The 23,440-nt window shown below is 68.3% G+C and carries 21 protein-coding genes and 1 pseudogene; 12 read left to right on the top strand and 10 right to left on the bottom strand.

Annotated elements, in window-relative coordinates; genetic code table 11:
- Window positions 1-254 precede the first annotated feature (254 nt).
- From AB5J53_RS40500 to AB5J53_RS40485, 4 genes and pseudogenes are all read left to right on the top strand, one after another.
- Window positions 255-1,223, top strand: coding sequence for an enoyl-CoA hydratase/isomerase family protein (locus AB5J53_RS40500; RefSeq protein ID WP_369250577.1), 969 nt, complete (start codon window positions 255-257; stop codon window positions 1,221-1,223).
- Window positions 1,224-1,229: 6 nt separating this feature from the next.
- Entirely contained in the window at window positions 1,230-2,153 is a 924-nt protein-coding gene (locus tag AB5J53_RS40495) for an alpha/beta fold hydrolase (RefSeq protein WP_316783493.1), read from the top strand.
- Between the two features lie 35 nt (window positions 2,154-2,188).
- Window positions 2,189-3,664: a class I adenylate-forming enzyme family protein gene (locus AB5J53_RS40490; protein WP_369250576.1), complete on the top strand. Its 1,476-nt coding sequence runs from the start codon at window positions 2,189-2,191 to the stop codon at window positions 3,662-3,664.
- A 28-nt stretch (window positions 3,665-3,692) separates the two neighbouring features.
- A pseudogene (locus AB5J53_RS40485) lies at window positions 3,693-4,169 on the top strand (MFS transporter); the annotation flags it as partial.
- Between the two features lie 187 nt (window positions 4,170-4,356).
- Here AB5J53_RS40485 and AB5J53_RS40480 read toward each other — a convergent pair.
- Window positions 4,357-5,229 carry an alpha/beta fold hydrolase gene (locus tag AB5J53_RS40480; protein ID WP_369250575.1) on the bottom strand — a complete coding sequence of 291 codons (873 nt, stop codon included), beginning with the start codon at window positions 5,227-5,229 and terminating at the stop codon, window positions 4,357-4,359.
- Window positions 5,230-5,293: 64 nt separating this feature from the next.
- Here AB5J53_RS40480 and AB5J53_RS40475 point away from each other — a divergent pair, with 64 nt between their 5' ends.
- Window positions 5,294-5,899: an ABATE domain-containing protein gene (locus tag AB5J53_RS40475; protein WP_369250574.1), complete on the top strand. Its 606-nt coding sequence runs from the start codon at window positions 5,294-5,296 to the stop codon at window positions 5,897-5,899.
- A 71-nt stretch (window positions 5,900-5,970) separates the two neighbouring features.
- Here AB5J53_RS40475 and AB5J53_RS40470 read toward each other — a convergent pair whose 3' ends face one another.
- Window positions 5,971-6,480 (bottom strand): helix-turn-helix domain-containing protein, encoded by a 510-nt coding sequence (locus tag AB5J53_RS40470; protein WP_316783501.1) that lies wholly within the window; start codon window positions 6,478-6,480, stop codon window positions 5,971-5,973.
- A gap of 115 nt (window positions 6,481-6,595) precedes the next feature.
- Between AB5J53_RS40470 and AB5J53_RS40465 the strand changes: the two genes are divergently transcribed.
- Window positions 6,596-7,609: an NADP-dependent oxidoreductase gene (locus AB5J53_RS40465; RefSeq protein ID WP_316783503.1), complete on the top strand. Its 1,014-nt coding sequence runs from the start codon at window positions 6,596-6,598 to the stop codon at window positions 7,607-7,609.
- A 296-nt stretch (window positions 7,610-7,905) separates the two neighbouring features.
- Here the strand turns inward: AB5J53_RS40465 and AB5J53_RS40460 are convergent, their stop codons facing one another.
- Together AB5J53_RS40460 and AB5J53_RS40455 are read right to left on the bottom strand one after the other, a co-directional pair.
- The gene (locus tag AB5J53_RS40460) at window positions 7,906-8,916 is read right to left on the bottom strand and encodes an enoyl-CoA hydratase/isomerase family protein (RefSeq protein WP_369250573.1); all 1,011 of its coding nucleotides are present in this window, start codon (window positions 8,914-8,916) and stop codon (window positions 7,906-7,908) included.
- 68 nt (window positions 8,917-8,984) lie between these two features.
- The gene (locus tag AB5J53_RS40455; RefSeq protein WP_369250572.1) at window positions 8,985-10,145 is read right to left on the bottom strand and encodes an iron-containing alcohol dehydrogenase; all 1,161 of its coding nucleotides are present in this window, start codon (window positions 10,143-10,145) and stop codon (window positions 8,985-8,987) included.
- Between the two features lie 128 nt (window positions 10,146-10,273).
- Here AB5J53_RS40455 and AB5J53_RS40450 point away from each other — a divergent pair, with 128 nt between their 5' ends.
- A complete protein-coding gene (locus AB5J53_RS40450; RefSeq protein WP_369250571.1) occupies window positions 10,274-11,236 on the top strand; it encodes a LysR family transcriptional regulator in 963 nt (320 codons plus the stop codon).
- A 137-nt stretch (window positions 11,237-11,373) separates the two neighbouring features.
- On the opposite strand, the gene AB5J53_RS40445 is transcribed toward AB5J53_RS40450, so the two are convergent.
- The gene (locus AB5J53_RS40445; protein WP_369250570.1) at window positions 11,374-11,976 is read right to left on the bottom strand and encodes a TetR/AcrR family transcriptional regulator; all 603 of its coding nucleotides are present in this window, start codon (window positions 11,974-11,976) and stop codon (window positions 11,374-11,376) included.
- 168 nt (window positions 11,977-12,144) lie between these two features.
- Between AB5J53_RS40445 and AB5J53_RS40440 the strand changes: the two genes are divergently transcribed.
- Window positions 12,145-12,858: an SDR family oxidoreductase gene (locus AB5J53_RS40440; protein WP_369250569.1), complete on the top strand. Its 714-nt coding sequence runs from the start codon at window positions 12,145-12,147 to the stop codon at window positions 12,856-12,858.
- Window positions 12,859-13,503: 645 nt separating this feature from the next.
- Here the strand turns inward: AB5J53_RS40440 and AB5J53_RS40435 are convergent.
- From AB5J53_RS40435 to AB5J53_RS40420, 4 genes are all read right to left on the bottom strand, one after another.
- Window positions 13,504-14,334, bottom strand: a complete 831-nt coding sequence (locus tag AB5J53_RS40435) for an enoyl-CoA hydratase/isomerase family protein (RefSeq protein ID WP_369250568.1) — start codon at window positions 14,332-14,334, stop codon at window positions 13,504-13,506.
- Between the two features lie 112 nt (window positions 14,335-14,446).
- Window positions 14,447-15,253 (bottom strand): strictosidine synthase, encoded by an 807-nt coding sequence (locus AB5J53_RS40430; RefSeq protein WP_369250567.1) that lies wholly within the window; start codon window positions 15,251-15,253, stop codon window positions 14,447-14,449.
- A gap of 33 nt (window positions 15,254-15,286) precedes the next feature.
- Entirely contained in the window at window positions 15,287-16,153 is an 867-nt protein-coding gene (locus AB5J53_RS40425; RefSeq protein WP_369250566.1) for an alpha/beta fold hydrolase, read from the bottom strand.
- A 49-nt stretch (window positions 16,154-16,202) separates the two neighbouring features.
- Entirely contained in the window at window positions 16,203-17,198 is a 996-nt protein-coding gene (locus tag AB5J53_RS40420) for an NADP-dependent oxidoreductase (protein WP_369250565.1), read from the bottom strand.
- 149 nt (window positions 17,199-17,347) lie between these two features.
- Between AB5J53_RS40420 and AB5J53_RS40415 the strand changes: the two genes are divergently transcribed.
- Window positions 17,348-17,971, top strand: a complete 624-nt coding sequence (locus tag AB5J53_RS40415; RefSeq protein ID WP_369250564.1) for a TetR/AcrR family transcriptional regulator — start codon at window positions 17,348-17,350, stop codon at window positions 17,969-17,971.
- A 147-nt stretch (window positions 17,972-18,118) separates the two neighbouring features.
- Here AB5J53_RS40415 and AB5J53_RS40410 read toward each other — a convergent pair whose 3' ends face one another.
- The gene (locus AB5J53_RS40410; RefSeq protein ID WP_369250563.1) at window positions 18,119-18,790 is read right to left on the bottom strand and encodes a TetR/AcrR family transcriptional regulator; all 672 of its coding nucleotides are present in this window, start codon (window positions 18,788-18,790) and stop codon (window positions 18,119-18,121) included.
- 68 nt (window positions 18,791-18,858) lie between these two features.
- Here AB5J53_RS40410 and AB5J53_RS40405 point away from each other — a divergent pair, with 68 nt between their 5' ends.
- The 3 genes from AB5J53_RS40405 to AB5J53_RS40395 all read left to right on the top strand — a co-directional run bounded on the left by AB5J53_RS40405 (window position 18,859) and on the right by AB5J53_RS40395 (window position 23,276).
- On the top strand, window positions 18,859-19,698 hold the full coding sequence (locus AB5J53_RS40405; RefSeq protein ID WP_369250562.1) for an alpha/beta fold hydrolase: 840 nt from the start codon (window positions 18,859-18,861) through the stop codon (window positions 19,696-19,698).
- A gap of 593 nt (window positions 19,699-20,291) precedes the next feature.
- Complete coding sequence (locus AB5J53_RS40400; protein ID WP_369250561.1) at window positions 20,292-21,203, top strand: alpha/beta hydrolase fold domain-containing protein; 912 nt, start codon at window positions 20,292-20,294, stop codon at window positions 21,201-21,203.
- Window positions 21,204-21,386: 183 nt separating this feature from the next.
- A complete protein-coding gene (locus tag AB5J53_RS40395) occupies window positions 21,387-23,276 on the top strand; it encodes a propionyl-CoA synthetase (RefSeq protein ID WP_369250560.1) in 1,890 nt (629 codons plus the stop codon).
- Window positions 23,277-23,440 lie beyond the last annotated feature (164 nt).

The following is a 23,440-nucleotide window of genomic DNA, read 5'->3' as shown; positions in this document are numbered from 1 at the left end:
TGCCTCCACCGTTGACACATTCAAAATAACTTGGTTATCTAACTCTTCACGGCAATGTTACACATTGTGGGCGACATGTCGTCACGGACACGGCGTACGTCTCTGGACACGTCGTCACGCGCTGCCCAGTCTCATGCCGCCTGCGCGGACACAACCCCCCGGGGCGAACACGACCCCATCACTGCCACACGCGGCCGCAACTGTCCCCACGCACTTTCCCACCCCTCCATGAACTCAGCACGGGAGCAGACTTCATGCCGTACAAAGACAAGGGCCATCTCAAGATCGAGGACCGAGGAGCCGTCCTGGTCGTCCGTGTCGACGGTGGCCCGCACCAGGAGTTCGGCCTCGACATCTCCACCCAGCTGGACAAACTGGTGGACCGGGCCGACCGCAATCCGAACATTCGTGCCGTCGTCTTCACCGGGGCGCATCCCGAACGGTTCGTCAGCCATGCCGCGGTCCGATGGCTTCAAGAAGAGGGCGCAGCCAGCCCTACCGTCGGCCGCCGTGGAGCCGCCGCCGTCGTGCGCATGGCAAAGCACGTGGACCGATCTCGTCTCCTGGGCACCTTGATGCGCAAGACTCCGATGCGAGGTGCCCTCCAACTGGAGCGCCTGCACACGACGTTCCTCCGGATGAACCGCAGCGGTGTCCTCTTCGTCGCTGCCCTCAACGGTTCGGCTCTCGGCCTCGGCGCGGAGTTCGCCTGGGCATGCGATCTGCGGGTCATGGCTGACGGAGACTTCTTCATCGGCCAGCCAGAAGTCCTCCTCGGCATCATTCCCGGCGGAGGCGGCACCCAGCGGTTGACTCGCCTGATCGGTACCCACCCGGCCTTGGCAGCGATCCTCGAAGGCAAGCCCTTCACACCTGCGGAGGCTCTCGCCAATGGAGCGGTCGACCAGGTCGTTCCGCAGGACAAGGTGGTCACACAGGCGATAGAACTCGCGGAACGCCTCGGCAAGCGATCGAAGGGATCGGTCGCGGCTGCCAAGAGGTCGGTGTACTTCGGCGGCTCCATGTCACTGGAGGACGGTCTGCACGTCGAACGCGCCGAGTTCTTCACCAGGGTGATGTCGCAGGAAGGTCAGGAATTGATGCTCGGCTACCTGAATGCGACAGACGTGACCGGCGAACTCCCGCTCTACAGGCCTGACACCTACACGCAGGCGCTCGCCTCGGGCAGCGTGCCCGGGCGCCGCTCGACGAATGAACGGTGACTCGACATGACAGCACCACAGCCCTTCATCCGGCACAACGTCACCTTCCCCTCCGGCGACAGTACCTGCGCCGGCTGGCTCTACCTGCCCACAGGTGTCACCTCCCCGCCCGTCGTCGTTCTCGGACACGGCCTGGGCGCCACCCGCGAGATGCGCCTCGACGCCTTCGCCGAGCGTTTCGCACAGGCCGGCATCGCCTCCCTTGCCTTCACGTACCGACACTTCGGGGACAGCGGCGGCCACCCTCGCCAGCTCCTGTCGATCAAGCGCCAGCTGGCCGACTGGGACTCCGCCCTCGCCTACGTCAAGACACGCCATGATGTCGACCGCGCACGCGTCGCGGTGTGGGGCAGCTCCTTCGGCGGCGGCCACGCCATCACGGTGGCCTCTCGACATCCGGAACTACGCGCGGCCGTGGCCCAGTGCCCGTTCACCGACGGTCTCGCCTCCGCGCTCGCGCTCGGCCCGGTCGCCTCGCTCAGAATGACCCCCGTACTTGCCCGGGATCTGACAGCCAGAGTGCGTGGTAAGGCACCCGCGATGGTTCCCATCGCCGCCGCCCCTGGCTCCCCGGCCCTCATGAACGCTCCGGACGCCCTCCCCGGATACCAGGCGCTGCAGCCACCCGGGAAGACGTTCCGCAACGAGGTCGCGGCACGCGTGATCCCGACCATCGCCGGCTACCGGCCCGGGCGGGCCGCGAAGAAGGTCGCCATGCCGATCCTCTTCTGCGTCAGCAACACCGACTCCGTCACCCCTCCCGCCCAGACTCTGCGGTACGCGCGCACCGCGCCCCAGGGAGAGATCAAGCGGTACGACGCCGGTCACTTCGACTTCTACACCGGCGAGACGTTCGAGGAACTGGTACGCGACCAGATCGAGTTCCTCGCCCGCCAGCTGCACCCGGCACCCGCCGCATCGACGACTTGACCGGATCGCATCACACCGAGACAGGTATGCCCGCCATGAATTTCGCTTCTCTGCCCGATCGCCGAGCCGAGGTCGACCCCCAGGGGGCCGCGGTCTCGGACGGGCGGCAGTCCCTCACCAACGCCCAGCTATTGAGCCGCGTCCGACGGACAGCACGTCAGCTCCACGATCTCGGAATCGGTCCCGGTGACGTCGTCGCCCTCAAGCTGACGAACCGCGTCGAGTTCGTCCTTCTGCTGTTCGCCGCCTGGCGGCTCGGCGCCACCATCACGCCGGTCAACCCGAGCATGACCGATGTCGAAGTGGTCCGGCAGCTCAAGGACTCCGGTGCGCGCCTGCTCGTGGTCGAGGACGGTTCGGAAACCACGGCAGGCCTGGCCACACTCACCGTCGGTGAACTGCGCGAACATCAGGCGCCGGAGTGGGATCATGCACCGCGTCTGGACTCGTCCGCGCTGGCTCTCCTCATCTACACCAGCGGCACGACCGGGGTACCCAAGGGCGTAATGCTCGACCACGCCAACATCGACGCCATGGTGGAGATGGGACGCCAGGCTCTCGAGCTGGGGCCGAGCGACCGCTGCCTGCTGATCCTGCCGCTCTTCCACGTGAACGGCATCGTGGTCAGCATCCTGACGCCGCTTCTTGCCGGCGCCAGTGTCGTCATCGCGGGCCGCCGGTTCGACCCCCACCACTTCTTCGACCTCGTCGAACAGGAGCGCCCCACCTTCTTCAGCGCCGTCCCGACGATCTACAGCATGCTCGCAGCACTCCCTGACGACGTTCGGCCCGACACATCGTCGGTGAGGTTCGCGGTCTGCGGCGCCGCACCTGCCTCCGACGAGTTGCTGACCCGGTTCGAGGCCCGGTACGGGTTTCCCCTCGTCGAGGGGTACGGGCTCTCCGAAGGAACCTGCGGCTCCACCATCAACCCCGTCGGGGGACCCCGTCGCGCAGGAACCGTGGGGCTTCCCTTCCCCGGCCAGGAGATCCGGATCCTCGACGCCGACGGTACGGAGGTGGCGCCGGGCACGGACGGTGAGGTCGTCGTGAGGGGCCCCAACGTCATGCGTGGCTATCTCGGCCGCCCGGACGAAACGGCCCGGGTCGTCGTCGACGGCTGGTTGCACACGGGCGACGTGGGTCACGTCGACGCCGAGGGCTATCTGACCCTGGTCGGGCGCTCGAAAGACATGATCATCCGTGGTGGGGAGAACATCTACCCCAAGGAGATCGAGGACGTGCTCGCGAGCGACCCGTCGGTCCTCGAGGCCGCAGTGATCGGCGTACCCGACGAGAAGTGGGGCGAGGTGGTGGTCGCCTACGTTCAGCCCCGGCCTGGTTCGACCGTCGACGCCGCGGCGCTCAAAGCGCTTTGCGCGCGCAGCCTGACCGGCTTCAAGCGCCCGGCCTCATACGTCGTGGTGGAAGCCATCCCGAAGAACGCGGTAGGCAAGATCGACAAAGGCTCCTTGCGGGCAGGCCACACTGCCGTCCCTGCAGGGTCCTGATCAGCACAGTTGAGGTTATGAGCCGCACCTGTCCGACCGCATCGGCGGCGCTCCCGTTGTCACAGTCGGCATGGCCCTGAACACGGCGGGCCTGGGGCTCTGGGCGCTGGCCGTCGAGCCGCAGGTGTCGTACACCTCGCTTCTGCCGGCGCTGATCGTCTGCGGAATCGGCATGGGTGTGTTCTTCGCTCCCAGCGCGAACCTCGTCATGAGCACGGTCCGCCCGGAGGAGCAGGGCAGAGCCTCCGGTGCCAACAACGCGATCCGCGAGGTCGGCGGTGCCATGGGCGTCGCATCGCTGGCGGCGGTGTTCTCCGCGCAGGGCGGCTACGAATCGGCCTCACTGGTCGTGGACGGGCTGGTGCCGGCGCTCTGGGTCGGTGCCGGTGCGGTCGGCCCGGCGGCGGCCCTGGCTCTCCTGATGCCCCGGCGGCACGGGGCTGACGGCCCAGCTGCCGGCCTTGCCACGGAAGACGCTCCGGCCGGCGCATCGGTCGCAATCTGAGCTCCACGCCGGGGGGTGGCCCAGCCTGTTGCAGCTGGGCCACCCCCCGGCGCTCCCGTCCTTCACGCTTCAAGCTCATTCGCCGCGCGCGGGGGCATCGCACCGTGGTCGAAGCCCCTCCGACGACTTGCCCATGCGGCCAGTGCGCACCCTCCGGAGGGACGCAATGTCCGTCACCGCGACGGCGTCAGCGGTTCGTCTCTCCGGCCAGGAACGGGCGCAAGTGCGCCAACAGCGCCTCCGGCTGCTCTTCCGGGATGAAGTGACCGCATTCCGGGATCTCGGCACCCGTGACGTCATCCGCGTAGTCGCGCCAGATCTCCAGCGTCGGCAAGCGGGCCGGCAGCCCCGCGGCACCCCACAAGGCCAGCATCGGCATGGCGAGGCGGCGCTCCGCGGACGCGTCGATGTCGTCCAGCGCAATGTCCTGCTCCATGGCCCGGTAATCGTCGAAACTCGCGCGCATGGCACCCGGACGGGAGAAGGCGCGGACGTACCCGTCGACTGCATCGGGTGTCAGTCCGTGGCGGTTGTAGGTCCACCGCTCGAAGAAGTACTCGAGATACCCCCGCATGTCATGCCCCACCAGCCGCTCGGGCAGATCGGGCTGCATCTGGAACAGCCAGTGCCAGTACCCGGAGGCAAGCGAGGCGTCCAGGCGGCGGAACATCTCCCGGGTGGGCACGATGTCGAGCACGGCCAGCCGTTCCACCTGCTCCGGGCGGTCCAGCGCCCAGCGGTGCCCCACCCGCGCGCCGCGGTCGTGCCCCACGACCGCGGCCTTCTCGAAGCCGAGGACTTCGACGAGGCCGGCGATGTCGGCGGCCATCCGCCGTTTGTCGTAGCCGGTGGTGGGTTTGTCGCTCAGGCCGTAGCCGCGCAGGTCGGGTGCCACGACGGTGTGGTCGGCAGCGAGATCCGCCAGCACCGGCCGCCAGCAGTCGGAGGTCTGCGGCCAGCCGTGGAGCAGGACGAGCAGAGGGCCGGAGCCCGCGCGGAGGTAGTGCAGACGGACCCCGTCCACCTGACTCACTCCGGTCGCCACTGTCGGCTGCCCCATGGATCCGCCTCCTTCGCACGCACTAACCCTCTTAGATGGTTAAGCTAACGTGCAGAATAGGGACGTGGCAACGGACGGTATGTGGATCTGGGACGGCGGGCGGGTCTGCCTGGACCTCGTCAACACCCTGCGCGACCGTTGGCGGACATCGCCGACGGAGACACTCCGGAGTTCAGGCGACCTGGTCCTCTGGCTTCACGAGGCCGGGCTGCTCGCACCGGACCCCCCGCACCCCGCCACTGCCGCCACCCTGGCGTCGGGCCGCCGACTGCGCGAGGTCGTCGACCGGGCCGTGCTGGCGGGCGCCGACGGCCGTCTGCCGGCAGCCGACGACATCATGATGCTCAACCGATCAGCAGCGGAGGCCCCGCGCCCCGCCCTGCAGATCACCGTCACGGACGGACGCCTGGAGCCTGCCGGCACCGCGAAGCTGGCCACCGACCCCGCGGTCGCCTTGGCGCTCGTCGCTCAGGATGCCGTCGATCTACTTCTGTCCGCCGAGATCCGGCGCGTACGCGTCTGCGGCGCGGACACCTGCGCCCTGCGCTTCTTGGACCGCTCCCCTGCCCACAACCGCCGCTGGTGCTCCATGGCGCGCTGCGGCAACCGCACCAAGGTCCGCCTCCACCAGGCCCGGGCCAGAGGGAGCGAGCACACCCCGAGAGGCTGAGGCCCTCCGCCCGGCACCCTCGTCTACAGCCAGCGACGTCGCGCCGATCGCCCGACGCAACCGCGTTCAGCTCACTCGGCGGCCTTCATGCGAAAAGCGGGCCCAGGAACGCTCTCGATGTCTTCCTCCCGCACGGAGTGGCCTTGTTCGCAGCGGACGTGGACGTTGACGTGCGCGCCGCACCCACGGTGCCGCGTCAGCACGGCCGGCCCCTCCGGATCGGCGCGATACCGGTCGCCCCACTGCAGGAGCCCCATCACGGCCGGCACGAGATCCATGCCCTTCGGGGTGATCACGTACTTCGGCCGGCTCCGCGCACCCGGCTCCTTGTAGGTCTCGGTGGCCAGGATCCCTTCCTCCACCAGCATCCGGAGTCGCGCCGCGAGCAGGTTGCGAGGACAGCCCAGGACGCGTTCGAAGTCACCGAAGCGGGACGAGCCGTACCAGACCTCGCGGAGGATCAGGATCGTCCACTTCTCCCCCACGACCTCAAGGGTCCGCGCGATCGAGCAGTTCGACATGTCCCGGTCGAGACGGGGGTCCATGCCGGAGTCCTGAAGAGCTTCGGTCCACACATCCATGGGGTGATACTAACCTCGCCTAAGTTTACTTTCCTATACCCAGCAAGTAGCGTCACAACTGGCACATCAACCCGGCCGCGCACGCGAAGCGGGGCCTCCCAGAAAGGCGGCCGGCATGAAGGCATTCGTCGTCGCGAAGTACGGCAAGAACGGCGCCCGCGCCGCACAGGTACCCGAGCCCACCGTCGGGGACCGCGACGTCCTGGTCAGAGTGAGCGCCGCCAGCATCAACCCGCTGGACAAGATGGTCCGCAACGGAGAGTTCAAGCAACTCCTGAAGTACAGGCTTCCGTTCACCCTCGGCCACGACGTGTCCGGCGTCGTGACGCGTGTCGGTTCCGCCGTACGCGGCTTCGAAGTGGGGGACGAGGTCTACGCCCGTCCCCGCGACCTGCGGATCGGCAGTTTCGCGGAGTTCATCGCGATCGACCAGGACGACGTCTCGCCCAAGCCGGCCTCACTCACCTTTGAAGAGGCAGCCGCAGTACCGCTGGTGGCCCTGGCTGCCTGGCAGATCCTCGTCGACCGCGCCCGCGTGCAGCCGGGCCAGAAGGTACTCATCCACGCCGGTGCCGGTGGCCTCGGATCGACGGTCATCCAGCTCGCCAAGCACCTCGGCGCCACAGTGGCGACGACGACTGGCACCGACACCGAGAAGCTGGTCAGGAGCCTCGGCGCCGACGTCGTCGTCGACTACACCAAGGAAGACTTCTCCAAGGTGCTGTCCGGCTACGACCTGGTGCTGGACTCCCTGGGCGGGACAAACCTCGAGAAGTCCCTGACGGTGCTGAGGCCCGGCGGTCTGGCCATCGGTGTCGTCGGCCCGCCGGACGCCGGGTTCGCCAAGCAGCTCGGCGCCCCCTCGTTCATGGGCCTGGTGATGAACACGCTCAGCCGCAAGGTCCGCAAGCAGGCCAAGGCGCTGGGCGTGCGCTACCAGTTCCTCTTCATGCAGGCCGACGGCTCCCAGCTGCGCAAGCTCAGCGCCCTCTACGACAGCGGGAAGCTCCGCCCGGTCGTCGACAGGACCTTCCCGTTCGACCAGACGCTCGAGGCGATGGCGTACGTCGAGCAGGGCCGCACCAAGGCCGGCAAGGTCGTGGTCTCGATGGTGCCCGACGGCGACTGACGTCAGGCCGGGCCACATCGCCGACCCGAGCCGTGGTCAATACCTCGCATCCGTTGCGCGTCAGGGTTGGTCACGGCTCAGAACCGCCACTCCTATGCGAGCCCGCCGAGGCGAACAGACGCAGATGTCGCCGTGCGAGGCGAAACCCCCTTACGGCTCGCGGTCATCGACGCTCATGACGGACACGGCCTGACAGGCCTGCATCGACGACGCGCCGGCGCCGTGGACATCACCGCATCCCCCGCGGCACGACCGGCACGTGACGCAAGACGATCTCCTGCGCACGGTGGAATCTCTCAGAACGACAGCGTCCGGCCACCGTGCGAGGCACGTTGCCAGTTGGGATTGCGGTCCTTGTCGACCAGGGCCGCACGGACGCCCTCCAGGAAGTCCGGCGTGCGGATGGTCGTGCGGGTGAGGGCGAGCTCGATGGCGAGGCACTCGCGCAACGTGTACTGCCTCCCCCGGGCGAGCAAGGCGTGAGTGATCTCCAGGCTCTGCGGCGAGGCCGTCTCCAGGGCGGCCAGCGCTGCTGCGGCCCAGGGGGTGTCGAGGTGGTGCAGGCGTTTCTCGACCTCGCCGAGGGTCGGCGCACCGAACGCCCAGTCCACGCCGCCGCGTACGTCCGCCAGCCTGCTCTCCGTCACCGGGGAACGGTCGGCGAGACGGTTCAGGACGACGTCCACCGGGTCACCGGGGCTGTCGGCCAAAGCGTCCGCGACTGCGGCGAGCCGGTCGCTGGGGACGAAGTGTGTGGCCAGCCCCGTGTACAGGGCGTCGGCCGCGTCGAGCCGGTGCCCGGTCAGTCCCAGGTACATGCCGATCGCGCCGGGCAGCCTCGGCAGAAAGTAGCTGGCCCCGATGTCCGGGAAGAACCCGATCCCGGTCTCGGGCATCGCCAGCACCGCGCTCTCGGTGACGACGCGGAAGCCGCCGTGGACGGAAAGCCCCAGACCGCCACCCATACAGAGGCCGTCGACGAGCGCCACGATCGGGACGGGATACTCGGCGATTCGGGCGTTGAGCCGGTATTCGGAGGCGAAGAACCCTTCACTGGCCGCGGCATCCCCGGCAAGGCTGTGCTCTCGGATCGTGCGGATGTCTCCGCCGGCGCAGAACGCCTTCGTGCTGGTGCTGGCGAGCACCACAGCGGACAGGCGGGTGTGCTCCCATGCAGCGAGTGCGCCGTCGATGGCGGCGACCATGCTCGTCGTCAGGGCGTTGAGCGCCTTGGGCCGGTTCAGCAGGATCCGGCCCACGCCTCGGTGCACGTCGGTGAGAACCTCGACCGCAGCGGTATCAGTCATGGCTCGTCATCTCGCACTCCGCGTGGACCTGGCCGTCGTGGCCATCACGGTTCCTCACTCGCCGGGTGTCAGGCGTAGATCTGGGCGTAGAGATCCTGGATCTCGTCCGCGGTGGGTACGACGGGGTTGTTGGCGGGGGACCCGGACGCGAGCGCCTGCTCGGCCATGAGGGGCGACAGGCGGAACCACTCGTCCTTGTCGATGCCGTGGGCTCTTGGGGTGGGCACCTCAAGATCCTGGCACAGGGCTCGGAGCGCCTCCACGAGCCTATCGGCGGCCAGGGCGTCGCTGTCGCCGTCGGTGGCGGCTCCGAGTGCACGGGCGCAGTCGGCGTACCGGCTCTCGGCGGCGGGCACGGAAAAAGCGGTCACCGCGGGGAAGAGCATCGCGTTCGACAGACCGTGGGCAACGTGGAAGTGAGCGCCGATCGGACGGCTCATGCCGTGCACGAGCGCCACGCTGGAGTTGGAGAAGGCGATGCCGGCCTGGGTCGCTGCGAGCATCATCTCCTCGCGCGCCTCGATGTCTCCGCCGTCGGCGTAGACGCGGCGGAAGTGGCGCCCGATGGTCCGGATCGCGTTCAGGGCGAGGCCGTCGGAGAACGGGTTGGCCTTGCGGCTCACGTACGCCTCGACGGCATGGGTGAGCGCGTCGACACCGGTGTCGGCGGTCAGCCGGGACGGCATCGACAGGGTCAGTTCGAAGTCGACGACGGCGGCGACCGGCAGGAACGCCGGCCCCGGGCAGAGCATCTTCTCGTCCGTCGCGCTGTCGGTGATGATGGTGAACTGGGTGGCCTCCGAGCCGCTGCCCGCGGTCGTCGGGACCGCGATCACGGGAAGCGCCGGGCCGAGGCTGCTGTGCGGGGCCTTGTAGTCCCGCATCCGGCCGCCCTGGACGCCCAGCAGGCCGAGGGCCTTGGCGGTGTCCATCGGGCTGCCACCGCCGAACCCGATGACCGAGTCCGCCCCGTGTTCCCGCAGCACGGCCAGGCCCGCCTCGAGCGAGTCGGTCGTCGGATCCGGGACGGTACCGGCGAACAGGCACGGCTGTAGCCCGGCATCTCTCAGCGTCGACATCAGGCGTTCCGCCACACCCGTCCCGGCAAGGAACGCGTCCGTCACCAGCAAGGGGCGATGCAGGCCCAACCCTGCGACGACGTCACCCAGTTCGCCGACGGCACCGCCGCCGACGCGCAGGATCCGCGGGAGGGAAAGGCTGGCAACCATGGCGGCCCTTTCGGCAAGAACAGCGGAGCATGTCGCGCCCGCTGCCCCGACTGTGCGGCCCCGCACCGTGTGCAAACAACCACCAATGGCGCACACCGACTGTGCAGAAACGCAGATACGGTGGGACTGTGCATCCCCACTCCCCGGACGAGAGCCCCGCTCCACGGCCGGCCGGCTCGCCTCGCTCCATCGATCCACGCAGACTCCGCGCGGACGACCTGCGCTACCTGCTCGCGGTCTCCCGTACCGGACGCCTGGTGACAGCCGCCGACGCACTCGGGGTGGACCACACCACCGTGTCTCGCCGTGTCGCCGCGCTGGAGAAGAGCATCGGCCTGCGCCTCATCGAGCGTGGCCCGGACGGATGGACGCTGACGGAGATCGGAAGAGCCATCTCGGACAGCGCGCGCGTGATCGAGGAGGCCATCGACCGCGTCGTCGACACCGTGGAGGGCCAGGACTCGCCGTCCCTGCACGGCACGGTGCGCGTCAGCGCGCCCGACGGCTTCGGCACCGCCTTCGCCACGCCCGCCTTCGTACGGGTGCGCCGCCACCACCCCCAGCTCCAGGTCGAACTCATCACCGCGACACGGCAGCTCGCCCTGCGCCCGTCCGGTTTCGATCTCGCCGTAGTCATCGGCGTTCCCTCCAGCAGCCGCCTGGTGACCGAGCACCTCACCGACTACACGCTGGGGCTCTACGCCTGCGACGACTACCTGGCCAAGTACGGCCGGCCGAAGTCGCTGGCCGAGCTGCGCGAGCACCCGCTCATCTTCTACATCGAGTCCATGCTGCAGGTCGGCGACCTCGACATCGAGCGCCACCTTCCCGGCATGACCCCCGCCTTCTCCTCGACGAACGTCTTCGCCCAACTCGAAGCCACCCGGCAGGGAGCCGGCATCGGCGTCCTTCCGGCTTTCCTGACCCAGCGGACGCAACTGCGCCGGCTGCTCCCCGACGAGATCGACATCCGGCTCCCCATCACCCTGGCCGTCCGCCGGGAGGCGGTGACACACGCCGCCGTGCGCGCCCTGTGGGCCGCGCTACGGCAAGAGGTCGCCGAACGGGCCGATGAACTGCTTCCGGAGTGAACGCCGGCGAGATGCAGGTGCGGTGGAATCCCGCCGATCGAGCCACAGCCGCCGCCTGGTCGCGGCGGTCAGGATCAGAGCCATGGCGTAGCCGAGAACCATCCTGATGATCGCCTGGGACGGAGGCCGGCCGCGCTTCAGCGAGGCAGCAGGACGTCGACCTGCCCCCGGATGTCCTGCACGATCTCCTCGACACTCAAGCCGATGTTCACGCTCACCGCCATGCTGAGGAACATCACGGCGGACACGATGTGTGCCAGCCTCGCGGCGTCGCCCTCCGTGACCCGCTCGTCTCGACGGAGCACGGCGGCGACGGCCTCCTCGGTCTGCGCGACGATGGCGAGTGCCGCACCGTGCCGGGGCTCCTCGGGGTCGCCGAAGACCATCTCTCGCAGGTAGGTGCGTCCGTTGTCGATCTGGATGCGGTTGCACTCGACGATCGGCCGGACGATCGCCATCACCGCGTCCAGCACGCCGGGGACGGTCTCGGCGTCGGCCCGGCCCTGCTCGAGTGCTTCGATGTACTTGGCGTTCTGCACAAGCAGGAGGAGTTCGCCCTTGGTCTTGGCATAAAGGAACAGGGTCCCGGTGCCGATGTCGGCCTTGTCGGCGATCTGCTGGGTCGTGACCTCATCGACGCCGTGTTCGGCGAACAGCTCAGTGGCGGCAGCGACGATGCGGTCGAATTTCTCTTGCTTGTTCCGCTCGCGCCGTCCGACCGGCCGGGGGGCGACAGACATGGCGATGTCCTCCGGGAATAGATTCTGACTGCAGTCAGTTATGATTACGCTCGCTATCGCGTGGGCTCGAATATGGCTGTGCTCATTCTCCCATGACAGGGCGAGGAGTCATTGCTCCATCCGTGCAGAGCCACGCACTTCACATCCCCCTGGAATGAAGGAACACCCATGCCCTCCCTCGATGGAGCAGTCGTCCTCGTCACCGGCGCCAATGGCGGTATCGGCACCCACTTCGTCCACGACGCCCTGGCACGCGGCGCCGCCAAGGTCTACGCCACCGCCCGTTCCCCCCGCGCCTGGGACGACGAACGCATCGTCCCCCTGACCCTTGACGTCACCGACCGCGCGTCGATCGACGCGGCCGTCGCCGCCGCGGCGGACGTCACCGTGCTCGTCAACAACGCGGGCGCCACCCCGCCGAGCGCGAGCCTGCTGGACGTCACCGAGGCGGACATCCGGGCGAACATGGAGACGAACTTCTTCGGACCAGTCCTTCTTGCCCGCGCCTTCGCACCGATCCTCGCCGCCAAGCAGGGGTCAATCCTCATCGACGTGCACTCCGTTGCCAGCTGGTACGCCTTCGGCGGCGCCTACAGCGCGTCCAAGGCCGCACTGTGGTCGGCCACCAACTCTCTGCGCATCGAGTTCGCACCCATGGGCGTCCACGTGACGGGTGTGCACATGGGCTACGTCGACACCGAAATGGCCGCGCATGCCGACGGACCCAAGATGCTGCCGACGCAGCTGGTGACGACGGTCTACGACGCGGTCGAGGCCGGCGAGTACGAGGTCTTGGCCGACGAGTTGACCCAGGGGGTCAAGGCGGCTCTGAGCGGCCCGGTCGAGGCGCTCTACCCGGACCTGCGCGGCACGAACGCCTGAACTTGTCCTTCGGTCCCGATGTGATCTCCTGACGTCGGGACCGCGCGATCCATGGGGTTCGAACGGTTTGCCGGCATCGCGGAGGCGTGCACCGTCGTATCGGCAGTCGGCCCAAGCAGCAGTCCGATCGATCAGCAGCCCGGCACCATCGTGAGGACAGACCATCGCGGCTGTCGGGCCACCGGCGCAGGCGGTGCCAGGTGCCGCGAGTTCACCCCGGTCCGTGTCGGTGAAACTCGGACAGGCCATGCCCGGCGAGCGCTTCGTCGAGCATCATCCGGTGCAGTTCGCCCAGCGACCGCCAAGGACACTTCCCCGACACCACCCGAAGCCCTTTCGGCGTACAGGCCGCGCCACTGGGTGGTGAGCCCTGGTCAGTCGGCCTGTGCCCCGACGCGGGGCGCCGACGCGCTCGAATTCGCCGGCCCTGCCGGGGCGCCGGTCGACCACGGTACGGAAGACGTCGAACACCACACCGCGTAAGCAGCAGCCCCGATCCGTCGGTCGTCCTCGATGGTGACCGGGCTTCGCGCCATCGTTCCCCTCCCTCCATCGGGCACGCGTACGACGACCCAGATGGGACTCGCGACAAAAACGAGCACGGCCGCGGCATCTGCTGCGTTCGTGCTCGCTTCCTGGTGGGTGTCAGCCTTGCTGGTTGGCGACGCCGATGTGGTGCCCGAGACGGTATTCGAAGTCGATGCCGGCCTGTTCGGCGAGGGCCTGCGTGCCTGCGGCCCGGGTGAGGAAACCGGGGAGGGTGAGGGAGTGGGCGAACTCGCCGTACGCAGCGACCAGGTCCGCGTCCGGGGGCAGGGATGCCCGGTTGATCTGGGCTTTGGCCGAGGCGAGTGAGGTGCGGTCGAAGGAGGCGAGCCGGGCGGCGACGGTACCGACGAAGGCGTCGAGTTCGCTGTCGGGGAGGGCGCGGGTGACCCAGCCCCAGCGCTCGGCGGTGTCGGCGTCGTAGTCGTCGCTGGTGAGGATGGCTTCCAGGGCGCGGTCGCGTCCGATGGCGCGAGGGAGGCGTTCGGTGCCGCCACCGCCGGGCAGCAGTCCGCTGCCGACCTCGGGCTGTCCGAAGATCGCCTTCTCACGACTGGCGTAGCGCAGATCGAGGGCGAGGGCGAGCTCGTTCCCGCCGCCGCGGGTGCGTCCCCGGATGGCCGCGATGGTGATGTAGGGCGCTTTGGAGAGTTCCAGGACCAGATTCGTCCATGCCGGTACCGCTTCCGGGTCCTCGGGGGCGGGGAAGTCGGCGGCGGCGGCCAGGTCGAAGTGGTTGTAGAAGAAGTCGGGGGTGGCGCTGTCGAACAGCACGACCTGGATGTCCGGGTCGGTGGCCAGTTCTTGGACGATCTGGATGAGGCGCAGGACGGTCTCGCCGGTGATGAGGTTGACGGGCGGGTTGGCGAAGGTGATCTTCGCGATCTGCGGTGAGGTGCGCTCGTAGTGGATGGTGCTGTGCTCGCTCATGGCTGGCTCCGGATACGGATTCAGATGTGTGACGGGTGTCAGACGGCGACGGGGGCGCGAGGAGGGCGGGGAAGCGTGGCGCGGATGCATTGCTGAGCAGAGCCCGCGCCGCTCACTCCTCGTAGTGCGGGAGGATGTCGCCGTTCTTGACGTAGGTGAGGGCGGCGGTGACTTCGTAGGCGTGGATCGCGGAGACCTGCGGTGCCAGCCGGTCGGACAGGTCCTGGACCACGTTGCCGGTGAAGAAGGCGTCCCGTGCTGCGGTGTCGGCGAACCCGAGGCTGAGGGAGGCGTGGAAGCGCTGGTCGTGGGGGTTGTCGTGGGCGACGTCCGGGGTGTCCCAGAGCTTTTCGCTCCAGGGCAGGAACGTCTGCGTGCGCAGTTCCGTCAGCGCTCCGGTGCCGGCGAGCGCGGGGGCGAGCTGCTCGTTGACGAACTTCCGGAAGGCGCCGGCGCCGACGCCGTCCCTGCGGCGCAGGTAGATCAGCGCGCGGGCACCGACCGTCTGTCCGGGGCCTGCGACGTCGTACCAGCGGGATGAGTTCGGCGGGCCGGCGTAGAGCAGGGTGCGGCGGAACACGTTGATCTCGTCGGCGTAGGCCAGCTTCGTCTGCTTGCGCCCTTTCAGGGGTGCAAGCGCCGATTGGAAGGTGACTTCCGCGACGCCGTCGATCTTCCGGTCGGCGGGGATCGCGGTCTGGACCCCGTCGGTGGCCGGCCACCGGCCCGGGTTGTGCTCGGCGAGGTGGATCTGCCGGTACTCCTCAAGGCCCGGGGTGGCGGAGATGATCCCTGAGTGTGGGCCCTTCCAGTGGTCCATGCCGGTCTGGCGGGGCTGGTCGGTGCGCACCCACAGCAGGATCGAGGAGGTGAGAGGCTTCTTCACTTCCAGGGGTGCGACGGCCGGTGACGTGCTCATGATGTTGCCCTTCTCTTCCTGGTCAGACGGTTGTCATCGGGCCAGGAACTCGACCGCCACGGGGGCGAACTCGTCGTGGTACTGGAAGATGCCGCCGTGCCCGGAGTCGGGGTAGATGATCACCTTGCTGTCCTTGATGCGCCGGTGCAGGTCCTCCGACAGGACCGAAGGCACCATGCGGTCGTTGTCGCCGTTGGCGATCAGGGTGGGCTGCGTGATCGTCGACAGGTCGTCGGGGGCGGAGCGCCCCCACTTCTTGATCGCCTTCAGCTGCGTCTGGAAGGCCTTGGTCTTGATGTCCGCGTCGCGGTCGACGGTGCGCTCCTTGAGCCGGTTGACGAACGCGCGCGCGGCGGCCTTGCCGGTGGCATTGCGGTTGAAGAACAGGAACTCCTTGGGGTCCGAACGGGTCAACGTGGCGCGCAGGATGTCCCAGTAGGTGATTCTGGCGACCTTGTCCATGTCCTTGCCGCCCTTGGGCCCGGTGCCGGTGAGGACCAGCTTGCGGACGAGCTTGGGGTGCTTCACCACCAGGGCCTGGGCGACCATGCCGCCGAGGGAGAACGAGAAGATGTCGATCTTGTCGTACCCGAGCGCCCTGATGAAGGTGTAGGCGTCGTCGGCCATCGCCTCGACACTGTCCGGCACCTGGCCGGTGGACGCCCCGACACCGCGGTTGTCGAAGGCGATGACGTGACGGCCCTTCGCGATGGGATCGATGATGCGGGGGTCCCAGTTGTCCAGGGTCGCGGCGAGGTGGACGAAGAAGACGACGGGGATGCCGCCCTTCGGTCCCAGCTCGCGGTAGGCGTAGGTGACGCCGCCGGCGCTGACGGTGCGGGCCGGGGCCTTCGCGTAGGAGGTGATGACGGCTTCGTTCGGGGTGTCGGTGCTGCTCATGGCGGATTCTCCTGGTCTGTTTTGTGTCGCCCGTCGCGGTTGCGGCAGGTCAGCTGTTGCCGATGACGGTCTTGCCGCGGATGCCGCCCTGGGACAGGGACTGCAGCGCCTGCGGGGTCTGGTCGAAGCCGACCACCTTTCCCACGACCGGACGCACCACGCCCTGGTCGACGAGGGTGGTGATCTGGCGGAGCTGGTCGCCGCTGGCGCGCATGAACAGGAACTCATACGTCACGCCGAGCTTCTTCGCCTGCTTGCGGATCTTGCGGCTCAGGGCGGCGACCGCCAGGCGCAGCAGCGGGTTGAGGCCGGCCTCGCGGGCGAAAGCGGGCTCCGGGGGACCGGCGATCCCGATGGCTTTGCCGCCGGGCTTGAGCACCCGCAGGGACTTCTCGAGAGTCTCCCCACCGAGGCTGTCCAGCACCAGGTCGTAGCCGGTCAGGAGCTGCTCGAAGTCCTGGGTGCGGTAATCGATCACCGTGTCCGCGCCGAGCGCGCGCACGAAGTGCGCGTTGGAAGCGCTGGCGGTCGTGGCGACGCTCGCACCGAGGTGCGCGGCGAGCTGGATCGCGATCGAACCGACCCCGCCGGCGCCGGCGTGGATGAGAACCTTCTGCCCGGGCCGCACCTTCCCGCGCTCCACCAGCGCCTGCCACGCCGTGAGCGCCACCAGCGGCAGCGAGCCGGCCTCATTCATGCTGATCGAGGCGGGCTTGAGCGCCAGGTCGCCTTCCGCTATGGCGATGCGTTCGGCGAAGGTGCCGATGCGGTCCTGGTGGGGCCGGGCGTAGACCTCGTCTCCGGGCTTGAAGCCGCGAACTGCCGTCCCGACGCCGATGACAGTGCCCGCGACGTCGTTGCCCAGGATCAGCGGCAGCTTGTAGGGCAGGATCTGCTTGAACTCACCGGCGCGGATCTTCTCGTCCAGCGGGTTCAGCCCGGCGGCCTCCACCCGGACCAGTACGTCGTGCTCCCCGACGGTGGGTTCGGGGACTTCCGCCTCTTGCAGCGGCCCCTTGTACTTGGTGACGACGAACGCTCTCATGGGGCGCCACTCCTAGAATTTGTCTTATTTGTCCATGTTTGCGATTAGATCGGCCAACCCGGTGCGGCATCCGGGGTCTCGCCCCGCCCGATCAATCCGAGTACACTCAACTATGAGTCCACTCAGAAATATTGTCAAGGGAGGTCCCCATGGGAAGCGGTCACATGCCGATCGGGCGCCGCGAGAGGGCCAAACAGGACAAGCGCGAGCGCATCATGACCGCAGCCCGCGAGCTGTTCGTCGAACACGGCGTCGACAAGGTCACGACGCAGCAGGTCGCCCGCCGGGCCGATGTCGCGATCGGGACGCTCTACCTGTACGCGTCCACCAAGGCCGAGTTGCTGATCATGGTGCAGAACGAGAAGTTCGCCGCCGCCATCGATTCCGGCCTCGCCGCCGCGAACACCGCCGGCGGACAGGGCGCGCTGGAGCGGGTCATCGCTCTCATCCGTCCCGTGGTGGAGTGCGTGAGGGAGCACATCGAGAACGGCCGCACATACCTGCACGAACTCGTCTTCGGCGACCCGGCCGAGCCCTACCGGCAAGCGGGCCTGACCCTTGCCGGCCGCCTCGAGGACGGCATCACCGGCCTGCTCACCCGCGACGAGCACATCGGCGCCGCCGACGCGGCAAGGCTGGCGCGGGTGATTACCGCGATCATCCACATCAGCACCACCGCCACCGTGTACCTGCACCGCAGCGACGATGCCGTCCTCGCCGACATCCGTGACCAGATCCACGCCACCCTGGCGCTCCACCACCGCGCCGCATGACCGCTCGCTCCACGCGCCACCCATCAAACCCCCGGAAAGGGGGCACCTCATGAGCACGCACTACGGCGTCGTCGCCCTCGGCGCCGGAACAGCGGGTACGTCACCGCGATCCGCGCCGCGCAACTCGGCAAGACCACTCGGCTGCGGTCAGGCTTCCGGGCCCCCCGCCTCCGACCCGTCGACGTTGCCGTGTGCCAGTGACGCAAGAATCCCCGCGCGGCAGACATCGAGGATTTCGTCCGCCAGCGGAGAACCGTCCGGGCATGCGCGCGACAACATGACCGCGCCCACCGAGTGGGCGAGCATGTCGATCACCATGGTGCGGGTCACGCGCTGGTCCGCATCCCCCGGCGTATCACTCTGAGCTTGAAGGGCCGTCAGCAGGTTCTCGATCCCGGCTGCGAACTCTGTTTTGATGTCCGCCGGCTGGCGTGCGGCGTCGCCGCTCAGGGCCGCGATGGTGCAGCCGTCACCGCGCCCGTCGCGATGCTCCCGCGAGACGTAGCGCTCGACGAACTCGGCGGGGTCCAGGCCTTCCGCCCGTGCCGCGGTCTGCGCGAGCCCGCTTGCGGACGCTTCGGCCATCAGGTCGGCCTTGGAGCGGAAGTGCTTGTAGAACCCGCCATGCGTGAATCCGGCGGCCGCCATCAGTTCCGCCACACCGACACCGTCGTAGCCGCGCTCGCGGAACAGCCTGGCGGCTGTCGCGACGATGTGGGCACGGTTGCGCTCTGCCTGCGCCTTGGTGACCCGCACGATCGGCCGCCCCTTCCTCAATTGACGCTCGGCGGTCAAGCGTACATAGATGTCGATCGACATCAAAGGTCTTGACTTATTGAATTACGATCGTCATCGTATTGCCTACCTGCTCCAGAAAGGCCCAGACCATGAGTGACACCCATGTGACCGCACCGACCCAGTACATCGATGTCGACGGCGACCGCTTCGCCTACCGACGCTGGGGCAAGCCCTCCGGCGTCCCGATCTTCCTGCTCCAGCACTTCCGCGGAGGAATGGACAACTGGGATCCGCTGCTCACCGACGGCCTGGCCGAAGGCCGTGAGGTCATCCTGTTCAACGGGCGCGGCATCGCCTCGTCATCCGGCACGCCGCGCAACCGGATGGAGGACATGGCCGACGACATCGCCGCCGTCATCCGGGCGTTGGGACTGGAGCAGGTCGATCTGCTCGGCTTCTCAATCGGCGGCTACCAGGCCCAGGAGGTCACGCTGCGCCACCCCCAGCTGGTACGCAAGCTCCTCCTGCTCGGCACCGGCCTCCGCGGCGGGGACCCGACGAGTGACCCCCAGGTGCCTCAATACGCGCTGAATCCGGTCCCCACCCTGGAGGACTTCCTCTTCCTGTTCTTCGGCCGCTCGGAAGCCGCGGTCGAAGCGGGCCGGGCCTTCTGGGAGCGACGTCACCAGCGGGCCGACCAGGACACGCCGAGCTCGCCCGCAGTCGCGCAGGCACAGTTCGAAGCGGTTGTCGCCTACGCAGAACCGCTGCCGGGCGAGAATCCCTACGCCTACCTGAACGCGATCACCCAGCCGACGCTGGTCCTCAACGGCGAGAACGACGTGATGATCGCCTCGATCAACTCCTGGCACCTCGCCCAGAACATCCCCAACGCGCAACTGCTGATCTACCCCGATGCCGGGCATGGAGCGCAGTTCCAGTACCCCGAGCGCTTCCTGAAGCACGCCATTCAGTTCCTCGAGGAGTAGCACCCGTGCAGTCGCTGATGCCTGGTGTGCAATGACGGCCCAGCCCAACGGGTCCCAGGACTGCGACAAGCGCGCCTTCTCATCCATGAAGTCATGTGCGCCTCCACGGTCGCGGACACAGGACAGTCCGGCGGCCGGATCGCCGCCGATCCCGTCGGCCTGACCAGTTGCTCGGCAAGCCGACAGGCCTACCGGTACGGCCGGCCGAGGCAGGCAAGCCCGCGCGATGCAGGCAGGGCGCACTGGCGCCCTGCTGTCGCGCCCGCACCCACCGCCACGCGACCGCACCGAAGCCAAGCTGGACGCGGCGGCAGAATCCCCGGATCGCCGGCGCGGGCGCCGCCCACAGGCGCGTCGCACGCACTCGCCCCACCGGCCCCAGGCGGTCCGGTCCACAGGTCGCGACCCGCCCGGCAGGCGCCCTGAAGGATCCATGCCCGATGCCCCGTCATGGGGCTCCGCGCATCCATCAGGTGACTCCGACTCATCTGAGTTTACTTTCATATACTCAGCCACTAGCGTCATGACCAGTACATCGACCCGCCCGCCGCGGGGGAACGCGGCACGGCACCCGCCCGACAAGGAGCAGCACCATGGCAGTAAGCCAAGAGGCACACGAGTTCGCGGAGTTCCTCGCGAGCGTGAGCGCGAAGTCGTCGACACCCGGTCTCGACCTGGCCGTCATCCGCGACATCGTGGACTCGAACCACAAGGCGTCGACCGAGCCGGAAGGCGTCACGTACGCCGAGGTGGACGCGGGCGGCGTCCCCGCCTTGTGGGCCATCCCCGAGGGCGCCGACCCCGACAAAGCACTGCTCCACTTCCACTTCGGCGGATCCGTCACCGCCTCCATGCACTCCGACCGCAAGGCCGCAGGCCATATCGCGAAGGCGGCCGGCGCCCGCTCTCTCGTCGTGGACTTCCGTCTGGCGCCCGAACACCCCTACCCGGCACAGCTCGACGACGCCGAGACGGCCTACCGCTGGCTGCTCTCGCAGGGCTACGAGCCGCGGAACATCGGCAGCACGGGCCACTCGATCGGCGGCACCCTCGCGGTGCTGCTCCCGCTGCGCCTGCTCGCGCAGGGCGAGGCGACCCCGGGCGCGATCGTCAGCGTCTCACCCTGGACCGACCTCACCATCCAGAACGCGTCGGTGGACGAGAACGAGGACAACGACAAGATGCTCAGCAGGAACACCCTCGAACTCTTCCGAGCAGCCTGGCTCCAGGATCCCGGAGTGGACTTCGCCGACCCCGCGATCAGCCTCGTGAACGCCGATCTGACCGGCCTGCCGCCCACGGTCGTCCACTACGGCGAGTACGAGACCCTCGCCGACGACGGCGCCGAACTCGGCCGCCGCCTCGCGGACTTCAAGGTCACTTCCGAGGTCCACCCGCTACCTGAGGGACAGCACTCGTTCGTCCTGGGCGCGGGGCGCGTACCCGAGGTGGACGAGGCGATCCAGCAGATGGGTCAGTGGCTCCGCAAGCACCTCGGCGGGTGAGCTCAAGCCGCACCTGGCGGAGAGGCCTGTCGGCCGGACCGCCGCACCACCGCGATGCCGGCGACCGGACCGCCGGTCGCCGGCATCCTGCTCGACCAGATCGGCCGGCATGCGGTACTTGTGTCCGACACGGTTCCGCACACAGCCACACCACCGTCCCTTGATGCCACGAAGGAGTGCGCGATGGGAACGTACGAGGATGTCTTCCGCGCCAGTACCGAGGACCCGGAGAGCTTCTGGCTGAAGGCGGCGGAGGGCATCGACTGGGATGTCACCCCACGACGCGCCCTGGACTCCTCTGGCGCCCCCTTCTACCGCTGGTTCCCCGACGGTCGGCTCAACGTCTGTTTCAACGCGCTCGACCGGCACGTCGAAGCCGGCCGCGGCGAACAGGCTGCCCTCATCTATGACTCACCGGTGACCAACACCCGGCGCACCTACACCTACGTGCAGTTGAGGGACGAGGTGGCGGCGTTCGCCGGGGCGCTCTCGCGGCTCGGTGTCGAGCACGGCGACCGTGTGGTGATCTACATGCCGATGGTCCCCGAGGCCGTTGTCGCGATGCTGGCCTGCGCACGTATCGGCGCGGTGCACTCGGTCGTCTTCGGCGGGTTCGCCCCGCGCGAACTCGCCCTGCGCATCGACGACGCGGCTCCGAAGGTGGTCGTCTCCGCCTCCTGCGGCATCGAGGGCAAGCGTGTCATCGCGTACAAACCCCTGCTCGACCGGGCGATCGAACTCGCGGCCCACAAGCCGGAGAAGAGCGTGATCCTGCAACGCCCGCAGGAGACGGCCGAATTGGGTCCCGACGATCTCGACTGGGGCGAGCTGGTAGCCGCCGCACCGCCCGCCGACTGCGTTCCCGTCGCCGCCACCGATCCCCTCTACATCCTCTACACGTCCGGAACGACCGGAAAGCCCAAGGGAGTCGTACGTGACTGCGGCGGCTACGCGGTCGCCCTCCACTGGTCGATGGGGTCCGTCTACGACGTGGGCCCGGGCGAGACGATGTTCACCGGCTCCGACGTCGGCTGGGTCGTCGGGCACTCGTACATCGTCTACGCACCGTTGCTCGTCGGAGCCACGACGGTCCTGTACGAGGGGAAGCCGGTCGGCACACCGGACGCGGGCCAGTTCTGGCGCGTCGCCGCCGAGTACCAGGCCAAGACCATGTTCACGGCGCCCACCGCGTTCCGGGCCATCCGCAAGGAGGACCCGAAGGGAACACTCACCGCGGACTACGACCTGACCGGCCTGCGCCATCTCTTCCTCGCCGGTGAGCGCCTCGACCCCGAGACCTATCACTGGGCGAGCGATCTGCTGGACATCCCGGTCATCGATCACTGGTGGCAGACCGAGACCGGCTGGCCCATCGTCGCCAACCCGGTGGGCATCGAGGCGGCTCCCCTCAAGCCCGGGTCCCCCACCCGCCCGCTGCCAGGGTGGGACGTCCGTGTCCTCGACCCCTCGGGCAAACCGGTACCCACAGGCGTCGACGGCGCAATTGTCGTACGGCTCCCCCTGCCGCCCGGCGCACTGCCCACGCTCTGGCAGGACGACGACCGCTACATCGCCTCCTACCTCTCCGCCTACGACGGCTACTACCTCACCGGCGACAGCGGTCACATCGACGACGACGGCTACGTCTTCGTCATGGGCCGCACCGACGACGTCATCAACGTCGCCGGACACCGCCTGTCCACCGGCAGCATGGAAGAAGCCCTGGCCGCCCACCCCGACGTCGCCGAATGCGCCGTCATCGGCGTCGCCGACGCCCTCAAGGGACAGGTACCGCGCGGCCTCGTCGTCCTGAAGGCCGGCGTCGACCGCGAACCGGGCGAGGTCGAGTCCGAACTCGTCCAGCTCGTACGTGAACGCATCGGAGCCGTCGCCTCCCTCAAAGAGGTCGCGGTCGTGGCCGCCCTGCCCAAGACCCGTTCGGGAAAGATCCTGCGCAAGACGATGCGCGGCATCGCCGACGGGCACGACGAACCCATCCCCTCCACGGTGGACGACCCCGGCGTCATCGAGGCCCTGCGCCCTGTTCTCCGACGCCCTGGCCAAACCGCGTGAACGGCTGACCCGCAGCCCGGTCGACGACGGGCGAGCTCCCGGACCGTGCCGTGCGGCACACCAACTCGGAGGCCCCGCAGACTGCCGACTCCTGCTTGCAACTGCCCGCACACCCACATAGTATTACGATTGTAATTCCATAGATCGCGCCGACACAGCTCGGC

The organism is Streptomyces sp. R41, from assembly GCF_041053055.1.
Taxonomy (GTDB): domain Bacteria; phylum Actinomycetota; class Actinomycetes; order Streptomycetales; family Streptomycetaceae; genus Streptomyces.
Note: the sequence above shows the minus strand (reverse complement) of the source record. Positions and strands in the feature narration are given on the sequence as shown.

Bases quoted from the DNA above. Each gene is read 5' to 3' on its own strand.
- AB5J53_RS40500 (WP_369250577.1), top strand. From the start codon at position 255: ATGCCGTACAAAGACAAGGGCCATCTCAAGATCGAGGACCGAGGAGCC.
- AB5J53_RS40495 (WP_316783493.1), top strand. From the start codon at position 1,230: ATGACAGCACCACAGCCCTTCATCCGGCACAACGTCACCTTCCCCTCC.
- AB5J53_RS40490 (WP_369250576.1), top strand. From the start codon at position 2,189: ATGAATTTCGCTTCTCTGCCCGATCGCCGAGCCGAGGTCGACCCCCAG.
- AB5J53_RS40480 (WP_369250575.1), bottom strand. From the start codon at position 5,229: ATGGGGCAGCCGACAGTGGCGACCGGAGTGAGTCAGGTGGACGGGGTC.
- AB5J53_RS40470 (WP_316783501.1), bottom strand. From the start codon at position 6,480: ATGGATGTGTGGACCGAAGCTCTTCAGGACTCCGGCATGGACCCCCGT.
- AB5J53_RS40465 (WP_316783503.1), top strand. From the start codon at position 6,596: ATGAAGGCATTCGTCGTCGCGAAGTACGGCAAGAACGGCGCCCGCGCC.
- AB5J53_RS40460 (WP_369250573.1), bottom strand. From the start codon at position 8,916: ATGACTGATACCGCTGCGGTCGAGGTTCTCACCGACGTGCACCGAGGC.
- AB5J53_RS40455 (WP_369250572.1), bottom strand. From the start codon at position 10,145: ATGGTTGCCAGCCTTTCCCTCCCGCGGATCCTGCGCGTCGGCGGCGGT.
- AB5J53_RS40445 (WP_369250570.1), bottom strand. From the start codon at position 11,976: ATGTCTGTCGCCCCCCGGCCGGTCGGACGGCGCGAGCGGAACAAGCAA.
- AB5J53_RS40440 (WP_369250569.1), top strand. From the start codon at position 12,145: ATGCCCTCCCTCGATGGAGCAGTCGTCCTCGTCACCGGCGCCAATGGC.
- AB5J53_RS40435 (WP_369250568.1), bottom strand. From the start codon at position 14,334: ATGAGCGAGCACAGCACCATCCACTACGAGCGCACCTCACCGCAGATC.
- AB5J53_RS40430 (WP_369250567.1), bottom strand. From the start codon at position 15,253: ATGAGCACGTCACCGGCCGTCGCACCCCTGGAAGTGAAGAAGCCTCTC.
- AB5J53_RS40425 (WP_369250566.1), bottom strand. From the start codon at position 16,153: ATGAGCAGCACCGACACCCCGAACGAAGCCGTCATCACCTCCTACGCG.
- AB5J53_RS40420 (WP_369250565.1), bottom strand. From the start codon at position 17,198: ATGAGAGCGTTCGTCGTCACCAAGTACAAGGGGCCGCTGCAAGAGGCG.
- AB5J53_RS40415 (WP_369250564.1), top strand. From the start codon at position 17,348: ATGGGAAGCGGTCACATGCCGATCGGGCGCCGCGAGAGGGCCAAACAG.
- AB5J53_RS40410 (WP_369250563.1), bottom strand. From the start codon at position 18,790: ATGTCGATCGACATCTATGTACGCTTGACCGCCGAGCGTCAATTGAGG.
- AB5J53_RS40405 (WP_369250562.1), top strand. From the start codon at position 18,859: ATGAGTGACACCCATGTGACCGCACCGACCCAGTACATCGATGTCGAC.
- AB5J53_RS40400 (WP_369250561.1), top strand. From the start codon at position 20,292: ATGGCAGTAAGCCAAGAGGCACACGAGTTCGCGGAGTTCCTCGCGAGC.
- AB5J53_RS40395 (WP_369250560.1), top strand. From the start codon at position 21,387: ATGGGAACGTACGAGGATGTCTTCCGCGCCAGTACCGAGGACCCGGAG.